Genomic DNA, 14,511 nt, shown 5'->3' with positions numbered 1-14,511 from the left:
AATGCCTTACGATGCTATTACTTTGCGTCAAGCAAAACATTTGCTACATATTTTTAATTAACTTATCTTTGCAGAATGTTTATAAACAAGCGTTTAATGATTTGGGCTTCGGCGCTGCTCTTTTCAATTGGGATGATCGGATGTAAGAGCAAGTTTGAAAAGCTACGCACCGGTAATGATAATGTAGCGAAGTACCGGGAGGCTATCAATTTGTACAACAACAAAAAGTACTCAAAAGCGCTTATTTTATTTGAAGACTTATCCAATAAATACCGGGGAAGGCCGGAAAATGAGGAGTTGATGTATTATTTTGCTTACACCAACTATCGTTTACGAGATTATACATCGGCTCGATTCCACTTTAAAAATTTCACCGACCAATACCCTCAGAGCCAACGAGCGGAAGAATGCCGTTTCATGGGGGCTTACTGCTATTATTTAGAATCGCCGGTATATACGTTGGATCAGGAAAACACGTTGAAGGCGATCGAATCACTTCAATTATTCATCAACTTATATCCAAAGAGCGACCGCGCGGAAGAGGCCGCTAAATTCATTCAGGATCTGCGAGATAAATTAGAGCATAAATCATATGCCAATGCCAAGCTTTACCTGGATGTTGGTGATTATAAAGCCGCGGTTATTGCCTTTCAAAATTCCCTACGGGATTATCCCGACACTAAGTACGCTGAAGAAATGGAGTACCTAGCCATCGAAGCGCAATATCTTTATGCGAAGAACAGCCAACTGCCTAGTCAGGAAGCACGTTATCAAGAGGCCGTTGAATTCTCAAATCGATTCATCGACAATTATCCTGAGAGTAAATACAAAAAGGACGCAGAAAGCTTGAAGAAAAATTCGCAGCGCGATATGGAATCGGTTAAAAAACTCATTGCGTCTTTAACACCGAGCCAAAAGAAAAAAGAAAAAGAGAAAGAAGAAGAACTGAATAATCAACCAAGAGGATCGTTACCTCAACAGACATTACAATAAGAAGATATGAGTAATATACAGAAGCATACCATTCCTAACACCACTGTAACCCGCGATTTACGGGAGTTAGATGAAAAAACCGGCAATATTTACGAATCGATCGTTATTATGGGTCGTCGTGCCAATCAGATTGCCACCAACATGAAGGAAGAGCTTCATAGCAAATTAGCAGAATTTGCCACATCCAATGACAATTTGGAAGAGGTATTCGAAAACCGCGAGCAAATCGAAATTTCGAAGCATTACGAGCGTCTTCCTAAACCTACTTTAGTAGCTGTAGACGAATTTTTAAACGATAAGGTTTACTTTAGAAATCCTTCTAAAGAGCAACAAAAGTAAGCGCAACTGATCATTTAGCTTAACATGCTAAAGGGAAAAAAGATTATACTGGGCATATGTGGAAGCATTGCCGCCTACAAAGCCGCGGCTTTAACCAGACTACTGGTTAAAGCCGGCGCTGAAGTACAAGTAGTCATGACACCTGATGCTGTTGAGTTTATTACCCCGCTTACCCTTTCTACCTTATCAAACAAGCCGGTGTTAACGGCTTATTTTGAGAAGAAGACCGGAACCTGGAATCACCATGTGCAGTTGGGCCTATGGGCCGATTTAGTGTTAATTGCTCCGGCAAGCGCAAACACCTTAGCGAAATTGGCCAATGGCTTGTGTGACAATTTGCTTTGCGCAGTTTACTTATCTGCAAAATGCCCCGTCTACCTTGCCCCTGCGATGGACCTGGATATGTGGGCTCATCCAAGTACCCAAAGCAATATTAAGAAATTACAGGAATACGGGAATAGGTTAATACCTCCCGGAACGGGTGAGCTTGCCAGCGGATTAGTGGGGGAAGGCCGTTTAGCCGAGCCTGAAGAGATCCTTCGTTTCTTAGAAAAAACACTTGCAGACGCAGCTTCTGAACGGAAAGGCCCTTTAAATGGGAAAAAGGCCTTAGTGAGCGCCGGACCTACGCACGAGGCAATTGATCCCGTACGCTTTATTGGGAACCACAGCAGCGGTAAAATGGGTTATGCCATTGCTGAAGCGTTACATCAATTGGGAGCAGACGTGACCTTAGTAAGCGGCCCTACCAGCCTTCCTACTCCGAATGGTGTCAAACGTATTGATGTGGTCTCAGCGAAAGATATGCTAGATGCCTGTTCATTGGCATTTGCGGAAGCTGACATTACCGTGATGAGCGCCGCCGTAGCAGACTATACCCCCGAAACTGTCGCAGATCGGAAAATCAAGAAAAAAGACACGCATTTTACGATCGCCCTAAAAAAGACAACTGATATTTTAGCTACTTTGGGAGCCAGAAAGCAAACCCATCAGCTCCTAGTAGGTTTTGCACTGGAAACCGACAATGAGCTCGCTAACGCCGTCGGCAAATTGAAGAAAAAGAACCTGGATTTTATTGTCCTCAATTCCATGCAAGACAAAGGAGCCGGCTTTGCGGGCGACCGGAACAAGATTACCATTATAGACCGCAACCACCAACAAGTAACTTTCCCCCTCAAGACCAAGAAAGAAGTAGCCACTGATATTTGTGATTTTATCATTAAGGCTTTAGGCATTAGGCTTTAGGCAATAGGCTGTCGATGTTTTCTCAATTACGCAACCCCTTCATCATACATTATCTTGATTGGCTAATTGGCTAATTGTCTGATTGGCTAATTGGCTAATTAACAAATTTGCTACTCAACTAATTCTCTCCTAACCCTTGCTACTTACTATCCGAATAACTACCTTTGATAAACGTACTTTAAACACTAAGTACATATAGCTAATTAAATTAACAACTTATTTACAGCGATGCTTAAAAATCAATTACTTATAGCAGCCCTATTATTGGGAACCGCAGCGTCATCCTTAGCTCAAGAAAAAATGAAACCTGAAGACACCGAAGTATGGGAACCCGTACCACATGTTGTAGCAACGCCTGTTGGGCAGGCTCCTTCGGACGCCATTGTATTGTTTGATGGCAAGGATCTGAGTGCCTGGGAATCACAAAAGAATCCGGGTCAACCGGCCGATTGGCCCGTGGCAGGCGGTGTATTTACGGTTAATAAAAAAGCCGGTAATATTTGGACAAAGCAAAAATTCGGAAGTTATCAGCTCCACCTCGAGTACTATATCCCACAGGATATTGATGGAGAAGGACAAGGGAGAGGAAATAGTGGTTTGTTTTTAGCAGCTATAGGAAATGGTGATGAAGGCTACGAGTTGCAGATCCTGGACTCTTATAACAACAAAACATATGTAAACGGACAGTTGGGTTCCGTTTATAAGCAACGTATTCCCCTAGCAAATCCGGCAAGAAAACCAGGTGAATGGCAAACCTACGATGTGGTTTGGACAGCGCCTACCTTTAAATCCGATGGCTCGGTGGAAACGCCTGCTCGAGTAACGGCATTTGTTAATGGGGTGCTGGTACAAAATAATGTAGAGCTCATAGGCGGTACTCAATATATCGGACGGCCAAGTTACAAGCAACATGGCCCTGCACCGATCATGTTGCAAGCTCACGGCGATCCAAGTAAACCGATCAGCTTCAAAAATATCTGGGTAAGACCATTGTAGTTTAGGGACACAAGTAGCAGGGCATAAGACATAAAGTCCTGCTATTTTTACTCTTTCTACTTAACTACTCCCCTACTCAACCACTCAACAATCACCTAAAACCCCGCTGCAGCCGGTTGCTTGTTCTTAACATTAATAATCGTTTTATTGATAATAGGCATGAGCAGTATCAGTACTATGGTAATAACACATATAATCGCCATCAACTGATAATAATCCATGCAGAAACGTAGAAAATCTTGCTTGTGCATACTTTTCGCCAATAAAGCATGTGCTGCGCGCCCAGCCTGATCATGCGGCATCCCGCTGGCTGACAGTGCCTGCTGATATAAAGAAAGTCGTTGTGTTAGCAAGGAATTGCTTTGGTTGAGCCCTTCAGCAAGCTGGTTACTATGTATCTTTTCAAAGTACAACTGATAAAAATTGAGCGAAGCTAAACTCAATGAAAAGGTACTGAAACGGACAAAGACTCCAATCGCAGAGGCCGATTTGCTTAATGCCGTTGGGACCGAGGAAATGATAAATAGCACAACGGGCCCCATTAATAAACCCGCACCAACTCCCTGCAATATTAGCAATAAGATATAGTGGCTTGGATTAGCTTCGGTAGAAAAAAAATGAACCATCACTGCATGATAAATAGCCAACAGCGCAAAACCGGTACACCAAAGTGCCTGAAGTGATTTCTTTAAAATAACCAATCGGGTCGATATTGTACAACCGATGACAACTCCCAGCATGTTCCACAATAGAAAGCGATAGGTATGAAGGGGATCCATGCCCAGAACCTGTGCAAAGTATTGGCTAGTTAGATTAAAGCTACCACGTACAAGATAGAGAATCACTAATAAGAGAAGGCCTATCCAAATATTTTTATAACGAAATATCTCAACATACACATAGGGTCGTTTAAGTGATTTCTGTCGCCAATAATTCATCAATAGCAGGAATGGCACTAAAAAAGCACCATATCGAACCATCGGGTCATCAAACCAGTTCAGCTGCTGTCCGTATACGAGCACATAAGCAAGCAGTACTAAGGCTCCTGCGTATAATACAAAGCTGACCCAGTCCAGCTGATAAAGCGGTGTCTTACGACTGAGACGCACATTGTGCATAATGCTTAATAACATAATCGCACCGGGTATAATACAAAAGGTAATTGCTTTATAGATCACTTTATAATCATATTGATCAATGAGCGGAGCGGCCATTAAGGAAGTTAAGGGAGCCACACATAAGATCAAACCATAAAAAATGGAGTAGCCAATTTCTCGGGCATGGTCTGATTTGAGCTGTCGGAAAAGTAAGTTTAAGCAGATACTGGTGGTACCGCAATTCACAATCCCCTGTAAGAACCGTATGGGTAGGATTACGCCTAGGTGATGACTATGGTATACGCCATAGGCAAAAACAAGCTGCAAACTCAAGCAGATTAGCAAGTACTCTTTCGTGGCGATCCGATTGAAGAAACGGGTTTCCAGGGGTGTGAAAGCCGCAATGGCGGCATAGAAAACTAACAAAGAGAATTGAACGTCAGCTGGCTCAATACCATAGTAGCCAACCGCCGCGGATACATTGGCTGTTGACATGGCAAAAAGCAATAAAGTAGGCAATAAGAGCAGCAGTGTAGTCAGGAAGATTAACCAACGTGGCACCCATGCTTTAAATAATTGTTTATCAGCCATATCATCCTCCTTTTCCTACGCGCACGGTGGCGTTCATGCCAGCATTCAAAAGCTCAATATCTTCTCCTTCGAGGCGGATACGCACCGGTATCCTTTGTGCAATCTTCACAAAATTACCGGTCGAGTTATCCGGTGGTAACAGCGAATAACGCGAGCCTGTGGCTCCGGAAAGTGATTCTATTTTCCCATGAAAGATTTTATCGGGATAGGCATCTACCGAGATAGACACTTCTTTGCCTACTCGCATATGCTGGATTTGCGTTTCTTTAAAATTAGCCACAACCCATTTGCCTGAGCTTCGATCGATAATGAAAGCTAAGGTTTGGCCGGGTTGCACCAGCTGTCCGGGTTGGATGCTTCGTCTTCCCATTTTGCCATCGTAAGGGGCACGAATAACGGTATAGTCCGTATTCAAAGCGCTCCGTTGCAACACGGCTTCCCGTCGCTTAATTTCGGCATGCAATACATCGGCCTGTACCCGGATGTCGTTCGCTTTTGATAAAGAAGCTGCATAGGCATCGGTTGCAGCAAGATAATCGGCCTTTGCAACCTCCAAAGCGCTTTGCACAGCTTCTAACTGCTGTTTAGTGGCCGATTCGACCTCGTAAAGCTTCTGATACCGGTTATACTCTTGTTCTTGTTTTACCAATCTCGCCTTAGCGGCACGAATATGTGATTCGTCTACGGCGGCGCCTTTATTAGCCGTTTGAATGTTACTTTGTAAAACGGCAACCTGTGCCCGGGCGTTCATTAAGGAAGCTGCGGCCTCCTCTTGTTGCGCAGCGTATTCGCTATTATCGATGATAACCAGGGTATCTCCTTTGTGCACATTTTGATTTTCCTCGAAGCGAACTTCCTTTATATAACCATTCACCCGAGAGGTTATGGGATTAATATACTCATCTACTTGTGCGTCATTCGTTTCCTCAAAACGATAATAGGAAACGAGCGTACGAAAACCCCAAATGAGCAGGGCAATCACGAGGATCAGGGCGACTGCCGTGGTGATTCGTGTAATTATTTTATCAGATGATGATTGCTTTTGTATTGTCATTGTATTATAAATTGCCAATCGTTCTTTGTAATTTGTAAAATTGTACCTGTGCATTTGCTTGGGCGGTTGATAATTCGAACCGTGATTGCAGTAATTGCGTTTCTGCATCAAGAAAATCTGTTAGTAGCGAAAGCTGATTGAAATAGGTGTTACGCATAATGCGGTAACTTTCTGCCGCCTGCTTGATATTTTCTTTAGCAACTTCAATTTTTTTCATAGCCTCCGTACATCGTAAGTAGGCCTCCTCTACCGCTTGTCTTATTTCGTCATGGGCATTTTCATAGGCTATTTCCTGCTGTTTAAGCGCCAAAGATGCTTCTTGTACCTTGTGTTTGTTAGTGTATAAGCCGGAGATGGGAATACTAAGTTTTATGCCGGCCATTCCGGAGCCGTACAACGCTAAACTGTAAGGATAAAATTGTATCTGGGGATAGCCATAACCATATTCAGCAAAGAAACCTACCTTAGGGGAGGTATTCGATTTCACTTGTTGCAGGTTGAGGGCACGCAGCTCCTTGGCTTTTCCGGACAATAATCCGTTGAAAGCGTGTGCATGGGCTTCGTCTAAATATGTTTGCAAAGACTGTAATTGAAATGCCGCATGGCCACCGGTGTCAACATCCAGTTGCACCGGCGTGTCGTCAGGTTTACCTATCAAAACATTAAGTCGCTGCCCCGCGATTTTAATACTGTTATTGATTTCTATCAATAACATGCGCTGTTTGGACAAACGTAGCTCTGCCCGTAAAACATCGCTTTTAAGGACTGTTCCATTGGCGTAAAGCTGTTTAATTTCCTCCAACTGCTTTTCGCGCTCTTTAATGTCGTGTAATAAAAGTGTTCGATAGGCCTGATTTCTATAAACATCATAATAATGCACAGCTACGCTGAAATGAATATCTGCCGCTGTCCGGTGATGTTCCACCTCAACAATCTCCTGTTCTTTTTTTGCGTACATAATTTCCCGACCGGTTTTACCGCCATTGTAAAGATTGAGATAGGCTTCAGCACCCGCCTTATAGTACTTTCGATCGACCGGAAATTGCTTGGGGGTATGGAAAAGACCATCTTCATAAATCGGCATATTAAACACGTATGCATATTGTCCATGAATTGACACCTCGGGTAAGCGCCCATCCTTTGCGATCTGTAAACGAGCGGCGCTTGCCTGCACATCCATTTCACTTATTTGGATTTTTTTGCTGTTAAGGTCAGCCAATTGCCAGGCCTTTTCCAGGCTCAAGGCCTCAGCCCTCATTTGCTGTGTTCTTCCATAGACGGGAGACAATAGTGTTATCCCCAAGCACAGGCCCAGTTTTATGTTATACTTTAGAAAGTTCATGATTTATCTAATGACACCACAAAGGTCGGGATATTTGGTTTTCTTATTTTTCTCTAAAATGACATACTTTTGCTTAAACACGCCAAATGAAAAGAGTAACGATCAGCGAATATTTATCGGCGCTGGACCAGCACCCGGACAGCACCTATCTGTGGTACAGCCAATATGGTGATCAGCTGGAATTGCACAGTCATCATAAAGGGCAACTCACTTACGTGGAAGGAGGTGTGATCTTTTTACATACGGAAGATCGGTCTTATTTTTTACCGGCAAGACATTATGCCTGGATTCCGGCAGGAGTACGACATCGCTTTTACCATCGATATCCTTCGGTTAAAGTACGTACCATCCACTTTGACCCTAAGCGAACCGATGATGCTTTTTTTAAGAAAATGGGTATCTATCCTGTGAACAACCTGCTGCTTGAAATGCTTCTGTTTTCTGAAAGATGGCATGGTGATATTTTTCCGGGTTCCAAAGCCTATGATTTTCTGAATACAATGAAAAATATCCTGCCGTTAATCAGTTTGCATCCATTGCCCATTGCATTGCCTACCACCGATAACATCCGTTTGCGACCTGTATTGATCTATATCCATCAACATATCGCGGATGATCTGACCTTGGAAGTTTTAGGAAAGGCATTCGGGTTTAGCGAAAGAACCTTATCACGACTATTCAAGACGATTTTGAACATGCCTTTTTTTCAATATCTCAAATTAACCCGAATTATTAAGGCGATGGAACACCTGATTAAAGACGATCTCTCGATTAGCGAAATTGCTTATCGTGTAGGCTACAATAGCATCTCGGCTTTCAGTAATACGTTCTATAGCATCATGGGGCAACGCCCTACCGACTTCCAGCAGCTGAATATCGCCGTTGCTGACGAAGGCACTTAAATCTGCCCGGAAAAAGTGCAGATCACAAAAATTACGCATGCGTAACAATAGCCATACGTTCAGGGCAACTATTACGTTCTAGTAGAGTAAAATGATATCTTTGCCAATCACGATGCTCGCTAGCTTTCGTTAGTTGATGGATTCCGCTGGTTCAGGCTCCTCAATTAGGCGGGCAATAGGCTACTAAAACAAACATACATGAATGCAATAGATCGCTATCTATATAGTCTTATCTTTCTTATAAGCACCGCTTTGCCTCTTGCTGCACAACAGCGGGATTGGGAAAATGAAAAGGTGTTTGAAACCAATAAACTACCCAGTCATGCAACGGCTATTCCCTTCGATAATGAGCAGCAGGCTATCGCTAATATCGATTCCAATTCTTCACTCTATAAAAGTTTAAACGGCTTGTGGAAATTTAACTGGGTAAAAAGCCCGAATGAGCGTCCCAAAGATTTCTATAAAAAGGGTTTTAATGATCGTCAATGGAAGGAGCTTAGGGTACCGTCCACATGGGAGGTTAACGGATATGGCACACCTATCTATACCAACATCACTTATCCATTTAAAGTGGAACCGCCCAAAATCATGAAACCTGTTGATACGTCATGGACTAAACACAAGGAACCCAACCCCGTGGGATCGTACAGACGTAAGGTGGAAATCCCTTCTAATTGGGCTGATAAACAGATCTTCCTGAATTTTGATGGCGTGCAAAGCGCCTTCTATGTATGGGTTAATGGCGAAAAAATTGGCTATAGTGAAGGGAGCATGACAGGCGCTTCTTTTGATATTACGGAATATGTTCAAACGGGTCAGAGCAATTTAATTGCCGTTGAAGTGTATAAATGGAGCGACGGCAGTTACCTGGAGGATCAAGATATGTTCCGACTGGGCGGGATTCATCGAAATGTATACTTGAGCGCCGCCCCGAAATTACATATACGCGATTTTTTTCTGAAATCAATACTATCGGATGATCTTTCTTCAGCAACTTTTATAGCCGACACTTGGTTAAGAAATTCCGGAAAAGGCGGCGACGCGGTCGGAAGTTTAAGCGTGAAGATCTTGGACGCGGAAGGAAAGGAAGCGGTACTCTCTTCCAAAATGGAAGAACGGATCAATCGAAAGATTGGATTTGGAAGCCTCTTTGGGAAAAAGGAAGAGGATGCTGCCTATCAATTGAAAAGCACCATCCAAAATCCCAAGTTATGGACGGCAGAAACGCCTTACCTTTATACGGTAATCCTTACCCTGAAAGACAAACAGGATCAGGTCACTGAAGTTTTATCTAGCAAGTTCGGTTTTAGAAAAATTGAAATTAAGAATAGCCGCTTGTATGTAAACAATAAGCCGATCTTATTAAAGGGCGTGAATCGACATGAAACACATCCCGTTTTCGGCAAGGCCGTACCTTATGAAAGTATGTTGGAAGACATCCAATTGATGAAGCAAAATAACATCAATACGGTACGTACTTCTCATTATCCCAACGACCCACGTTGGTACAAGTTATGCGATGAATATGGCCTCTATGTAATTGATGAAGCGGATTTGGAAACCCATGGAGCGAAGGCAGATTTGGGAAATAGCATCAGTTGGAAACCGGCCTACATCGATCGGCACAGGCGGATGGTACAGCGCGATAAAAACCATCCTTCGATCATTATTTGGTCTTTAGGCAATGAGTCTTGGGGCCATGAGAACTTCAAGGCCGCTCGTGAAGCGGTACTGGCGATTGATACGACCAGACCGCTTCATTTTGAAAGTTACAACGAAGTGGCAGATATTGAATCAACCATGTATCCTTCGGTCGCCAGTCTATTAAAGAGCGGACAAACGGCTAGCACCAAACCTTTTTTGATGTGTGAGTATGGTCATGCTATGGGAAATGCCATCGGTAATCTGAAAGAATATTGGGATGTCATCGAAAGTCATCCGCGCCTTATCGGTGGCTGTATTTGGGAATGGGTGGACCATGGCTTGAGCAAACAGATACCGGGAGCCGCGAAGGGGCAAACCTTTTTTGCTTATGGCGGCGACTTTGGTGATAAGCCGAATGACGGAAACTTTTGCATGGATGGTATATTGACACCGGATAGAAAACCGACGGCCAAGTTGGAAGAAGTGAAAAAAGTGTATCAATATGTAAGCTTCACGGCAGCAAATCTTGTGGAAGGAAATGTCCGTGTAAAGAATAAATATGCTTTTCTGGACTTGAACAATTTTACATTGGATTGGGTACTAACAGAGGATGGCAAGGAGGTTCAGCAAGGCGTACTCCCACCGCTGAATCTGGCACCGGGCGATAGCAGCATCTTACGTGTGCCCATCAAGCAACCGCTCTTAGCTCCGGGGGCATCTTATCATTTGCAACTTTCTGTTAAATCAACTAAGGATGAGCGATGGGCTCCGAAAGGGACCGTTGTAGCAACGGAACAGTTTGAAATGCCCTACCGAGCGCCGGTACAAGTTGCCTACTTGGATACGGTGACCACCCTGCCTGATATTATTGTACTCCAAAAAGAAGATGAGGTTACCTTAATCGGCAAAGAGTTCCATGTAGGATTCAATCGCAATAATGGCATGATTTCATCCTTGGCTTATCGAAATAACCAGCTGATCGAAGGTCTCGGAAATGGTTTGAAATTGAACATCTATCGGGCTACGCTTGATAACGACCGCGATAAAGATTGGGGACAAGCCATTCCGTGGGAAAAGGAGGGATACGACTCCCTGTCGTTTAAGGTAAATGATTTCAACATCAATCAAAGCAGCCGTAAGTCGGTCCAGGTTACCGCATCGGTAATCGCAAGTACCAAGTCCGGGTATGAAATTCCGCTCAATCTTGTATACACCGTGTACGGAAACGGCATTATACATGTCTCGGCCTTTATCAACCCCAACAAAGACGGACTACCCCTGGCAAGGATTGGTTTTAGCGCAACCGTCAATGGGCGACATAATACTGTTGAATGGCTGGGGCGAGGGCCGCATGAGAATTATATCGACCGTAAGCAGGCTGCCTTTTTTGGTCGTTACCAAAGTACCGTGGAACAGTTAGGAAGCAATTATATGCGCCCCCAAAGTATGGCGAACCGAGAAGATACGAAGTGGGTAAAGCTTACGAATACGAATAACCAGGGAATGATCGTTGTTGCAGACAATAAACTCGGCTTTAGTGCTTCTCATTATACCGAAAGGGATTTGCATAAGGCCAAGCATCCTTATGAGTTAAAGGCAAGGCCGGAAGTTATATTACATATTGATTATGCGCAACGAGGGTTAGGTAATGGTAGTTGTGGACCGATTACGCTGCCGCAATACCAAATTGCCAAAGAACCCATCAACTTCAGCTTTAGCTTGCTCCCTTATAGTATGATGGACGGGGATGCAGCAGACTATGTTAGAAGACACTAGGGGCGTAGGGGGTGAAGGTATAAGGTTTAGAAGGTTGTGCAGGTCGTACACCTTAAACCTCATACCTTATACCTAAAATACCCCGCTACTCAAAGTAATTCATCGTTTTAAAGCCGCCCTTTTTAAGGTATTCCTCTTTACGCATGAGGTGTAGATCAGACTCCATCATGTCAGCTACCAAGCTTTCGAGATTGTATTTTGGTTTCCATCCAAGTTTAGTCTGCGCTTTTGTGGCATCGCCGATAAGTAAATCGACTTCCGTTGGTCTAAAATAAGTAGGATCTACTTTAACAACCGTTTGACCGAATTTGATGTTAGCCGGGTCTATTCCCAGTGCCGTCAATCTTTGCTCATCTGCATCTATAATAACACCCTTCTCCTGCTCATCCTTTCCACTGAATTCAATTTCGATACCTACATGGGCAAAACTCATTCGCACAAAATCACGTACGGTAGCCGTAACACCTGTCGCAATTACATAATCCTCCGCCTGCTCCTGCTGGAGAATCAGCCACATGGCTTCAATATAATCTTTAGCATGCCCCCAATCGCGTTGCGCAGAGAGGTTCCCTAAATATAACCGGTCTTGCAACCCTAGTGCAATCTTGGATACTGCGCGGGTAATCTTTCTCGTCACAAAAGTTTCGCCCCTTATTGGGCTTTCATGATTAAATAGAATACCATTACATGCGTACATTTTATAGGCTTCACGGTAATTGACCGTTATCCAATAGGCATACAATTTTGCTACCGCGTAAGGAGATCGGGGATAGAACGGAGTTGTTTCACTTTGAGGTACTGCTTGTACCAGCCCATAGAGTTCAGAAGTGGAAGCTTGGTAGATACGGCATTTCGCTGTCATTCCTAACAATCTGACTGCTTCCAATAAGCGGAGCATACCTAAACCATCGGCATTGGCTGTATATTCGGGGGTATCAAAACTGACCTTTACATGGCTTTGGGCTGCAAGGTTGTAAATTTCATCCGGTTGGGTTTCCTGCACTAAACGAATCAGATTCGTTGAATCGGTCAAGTCGCCGTAGTGCAAAGTAAATTTCGGATTCGCTTCATGGGGATCCTGATAGAGATGGTCGATCCGATCTGTATTAAAAAGCGAGCTTCTCCGCTTCACACCGTGGACACGGTAACCCTTTTTTAGCAGAAATTCGGCTAAATACGCACCGTCCTGTCCGGTAATTCCTGTTATTAATGCTGTTTTCATTTTTATAGCAATCAGCTGTCAGCTATCGACCGCCAGCCTTTTTTTGTTAGTCTTTTGAATCCTTCCCGCCAGCCGTTTTCACGTGATAGAAATAATTGAATTTGCGATCCAACCGCTCACTGGCTAGCCGTACCGGAAAACGTAAAACACCTCTTAACGTAAATCATCACATTAGCTAATCATCAAATTGGCTAATTGGCTATTTATCGATTCACCTACTTCCCTCCCACCAGTCGCAATAGGTATTCCCCATAACCACTCTTTACCAAAGGTTCAGCGATGGTCCGTAATTGATCGGCGTTAATATATTTCATACGATAGGCTACTTCTTCGATGCACCCTATTTTCAAGCCCTGGCGCTCCTCAATAACTTGTACGAATTGACCTGCCTGCATTAAAGAAGGAATAGTACCCGTGTCCAACCAGGCCGTGCCACGACTGAAAACCCCTACTTTTAAACGACCCGCTTCTAAATATTTTTTATTCACGTCAGTGATCTCATACTCACCCCTTGCAGACGGCTCGATATTCTTGGCAATCGATACGACCGAGTTATCGTAGAAATAAATACCCGGAACGGCATAATTTGATTTGGGTTCTTTTGGCTTTTCTTCGATCGATAGCACATTCTTGTCCTCATCGAACTCAACAACACCATAACGTTCGGGATCGGACACGGGATAAGCGAAAACGACGCCGCCTTCCGGATTAACACTCTGTTGCAACAACTTAGACAAGCCATCACCATAAAAAATATTATCTCCCAAAATCAGCGCCACCTTATCCTCACCGATAAATTCTTCTCCTATAACAAAGGCTTGCGCTAAGCCATTGGGTTCCGCCTGAACGGCATAAGAAAACTTGCAACCAATCTGCGAGCCATCGCCTAACAATTTTTCAAAGTTGGGCAAATCGTGTGGCGTGGATATAATCAAAATCTCATTTATACCCGCTAGCATCAGTGTTGATAAGGGGTAGTAAATCATCGGTTTGTCATACACAGGCATCAGTTGCTTGCTTACCGCCAGTGTTAAGGGATGTAAACGGGTACCTGATCCTCCTGCTAAAATAATACCTTTCATGAATTATATTTTTTCTTATTTAGATGATTGTTCTATTCTTTTTTCCAATTATTTTATCGTAAAAGTATTGATTTTTTGCCATATCAAAGAACGATGGATAAACAAGCCCGGATTTCCCGTTCAACTTACATTGGTCCTTGCAATTAAAAGAACGTATTTACACATATGGCACTTCGTTCTTAACGGCGAATACTCAGTTTTTTATATCTCATGTTAGGTATTTCGGGC

The 14,511-nt window shown here is 43.5% G+C and carries 11 protein-coding genes; 6 read left to right on the top strand and 5 right to left on the bottom strand.

Annotation, left to right across the window (positions count from 1 at the left end):
* Positions 1-96 precede the first annotated feature (96 nt).
* The 4 genes from FKG96_RS05755 (at position 97) to FKG96_RS05740 (ending at position 3,573) form a co-directional block, all read left to right on the top strand.
* Positions 97-993 carry an outer membrane protein assembly factor BamD gene (locus FKG96_RS05755; protein WP_013665050.1) on the top strand — a complete coding sequence of 299 codons (897 nt, stop codon included), beginning with the start codon at positions 97-99 and terminating at the stop codon, positions 991-993.
* Positions 994-999: 6 nt separating this feature from the next.
* Entirely contained in the window at positions 1,000-1,332 is a 333-nt protein-coding gene (locus FKG96_RS05750) for a DNA-directed RNA polymerase subunit omega (protein ID WP_013665049.1), read from the top strand.
* Between the two features lie 24 nt (positions 1,333-1,356).
* Positions 1,357-2,577: a bifunctional phosphopantothenoylcysteine decarboxylase/phosphopantothenate--cysteine ligase CoaBC gene (gene coaBC / locus FKG96_RS05745; protein WP_149105198.1), complete on the top strand. Its 1,221-nt coding sequence runs from the start codon at positions 1,357-1,359 to the stop codon at positions 2,575-2,577.
* A 228-nt stretch (positions 2,578-2,805) separates the two neighbouring features.
* Complete coding sequence (locus FKG96_RS05740; RefSeq protein WP_013665047.1) at positions 2,806-3,573, top strand: DUF1080 domain-containing protein; 768 nt, start codon at positions 2,806-2,808, stop codon at positions 3,571-3,573.
* Between the two features lie 95 nt (positions 3,574-3,668).
* On the opposite strand, the gene FKG96_RS05735 is transcribed toward FKG96_RS05740, so the two are convergent.
* The 3 genes from FKG96_RS05735 to FKG96_RS05725 are packed head-to-tail and all read right to left on the bottom strand — an operon-like array spanning position 3,669 to position 7,657.
* Positions 3,669-5,261, bottom strand: coding sequence for an MFS transporter (locus tag FKG96_RS05735; RefSeq protein ID WP_130854387.1), 1,593 nt, complete (start codon positions 5,259-5,261; stop codon positions 3,669-3,671).
* A 1-nt stretch (position 5,262) separates the two neighbouring features.
* Positions 5,263-6,315 (bottom strand): HlyD family secretion protein, encoded by a 1,053-nt coding sequence (locus FKG96_RS05730; protein ID WP_149105197.1) that lies wholly within the window; start codon positions 6,313-6,315, stop codon positions 5,263-5,265.
* A 4-nt stretch (positions 6,316-6,319) separates the two neighbouring features.
* On the bottom strand, positions 6,320-7,657 hold the full coding sequence (locus tag FKG96_RS05725) for a TolC family protein (protein ID WP_149105196.1): 1,338 nt from the start codon (positions 7,655-7,657) through the stop codon (positions 6,320-6,322).
* 86 nt (positions 7,658-7,743) lie between these two features.
* Here FKG96_RS05725 and FKG96_RS05720 point away from each other — a divergent pair, with 86 nt between their 5' ends.
* Positions 7,744-8,559 (top strand): AraC family transcriptional regulator, encoded by an 816-nt coding sequence (locus FKG96_RS05720; protein ID WP_149105195.1) that lies wholly within the window; start codon positions 7,744-7,746, stop codon positions 8,557-8,559.
* Between the two features lie 198 nt (positions 8,560-8,757).
* Positions 8,758-11,979, top strand: a complete 3,222-nt coding sequence (locus tag FKG96_RS05715; RefSeq protein ID WP_149105194.1) for a glycoside hydrolase family 2 TIM barrel-domain containing protein — start codon at positions 8,758-8,760, stop codon at positions 11,977-11,979.
* An 85-nt stretch (positions 11,980-12,064) separates the two neighbouring features.
* Here FKG96_RS05715 and gmd read toward each other — a convergent pair whose 3' ends face one another.
* Positions 12,065-13,201 (bottom strand): GDP-mannose 4,6-dehydratase, encoded by a 1,137-nt coding sequence (gene gmd, locus FKG96_RS05710; RefSeq protein ID WP_149105193.1) that lies wholly within the window; start codon positions 13,199-13,201, stop codon positions 12,065-12,067.
* Between the two features lie 215 nt (positions 13,202-13,416).
* Entirely contained in the window at positions 13,417-14,283 is an 867-nt protein-coding gene (rfbA, locus tag FKG96_RS05705; protein ID WP_149105192.1) for a glucose-1-phosphate thymidylyltransferase RfbA, read from the bottom strand.
* Positions 14,284-14,511 lie beyond the last annotated feature (228 nt).

Origin of the sequence: Olivibacter sp. LS-1 (assembly GCF_008245145.1) — a bacterium.
GTDB lineage: Bacteria > Bacteroidota > Bacteroidia > Sphingobacteriales > Sphingobacteriaceae > Olivibacter > Olivibacter oleidegradans.
The sequence above is the reverse complement of the archived record's forward strand: the minus strand, read 5'-3'. Positions and strand labels throughout refer to the sequence as shown.

What these genes read in the sequence shown, in the direction of transcription:
- FKG96_RS05755 (WP_013665050.1), top strand. Translation starts at nt 97, where the DNA reads ATGATTTGGGCTTCGGCGCTGCTCTTTTCAATTGGGATGATCGGATGT.
- FKG96_RS05750 (WP_013665049.1), top strand. Translation starts at nt 1,000, where the DNA reads ATGAGTAATATACAGAAGCATACCATTCCTAACACCACTGTAACCCGC.
- coaBC (WP_149105198.1), top strand. Translation starts at nt 1,357, where the DNA reads ATGCTAAAGGGAAAAAAGATTATACTGGGCATATGTGGAAGCATTGCC.
- FKG96_RS05740 (WP_013665047.1), top strand. Translation starts at nt 2,806, where the DNA reads ATGCTTAAAAATCAATTACTTATAGCAGCCCTATTATTGGGAACCGCA.
- FKG96_RS05735 (WP_130854387.1), bottom strand. Translation starts at nt 5,261, where the DNA reads ATGGCTGATAAACAATTATTTAAAGCATGGGTGCCACGTTGGTTAATC.
- FKG96_RS05730 (WP_149105197.1), bottom strand. Translation starts at nt 6,315, where the DNA reads ATGACAATACAAAAGCAATCATCATCTGATAAAATAATTACACGAATC.
- FKG96_RS05725 (WP_149105196.1), bottom strand. Translation starts at nt 7,657, where the DNA reads ATGAACTTTCTAAAGTATAACATAAAACTGGGCCTGTGCTTGGGGATA.
- FKG96_RS05720 (WP_149105195.1), top strand. Translation starts at nt 7,744, where the DNA reads ATGAAAAGAGTAACGATCAGCGAATATTTATCGGCGCTGGACCAGCAC.
- FKG96_RS05715 (WP_149105194.1), top strand. Translation starts at nt 8,758, where the DNA reads ATGAATGCAATAGATCGCTATCTATATAGTCTTATCTTTCTTATAAGC.
- gmd (WP_149105193.1), bottom strand. Translation starts at nt 13,201, where the DNA reads ATGAAAACAGCATTAATAACAGGAATTACCGGACAGGACGGTGCGTAT.
- rfbA (WP_149105192.1), bottom strand. Translation starts at nt 14,283, where the DNA reads ATGAAAGGTATTATTTTAGCAGGAGGATCAGGTACCCGTTTACATCCC.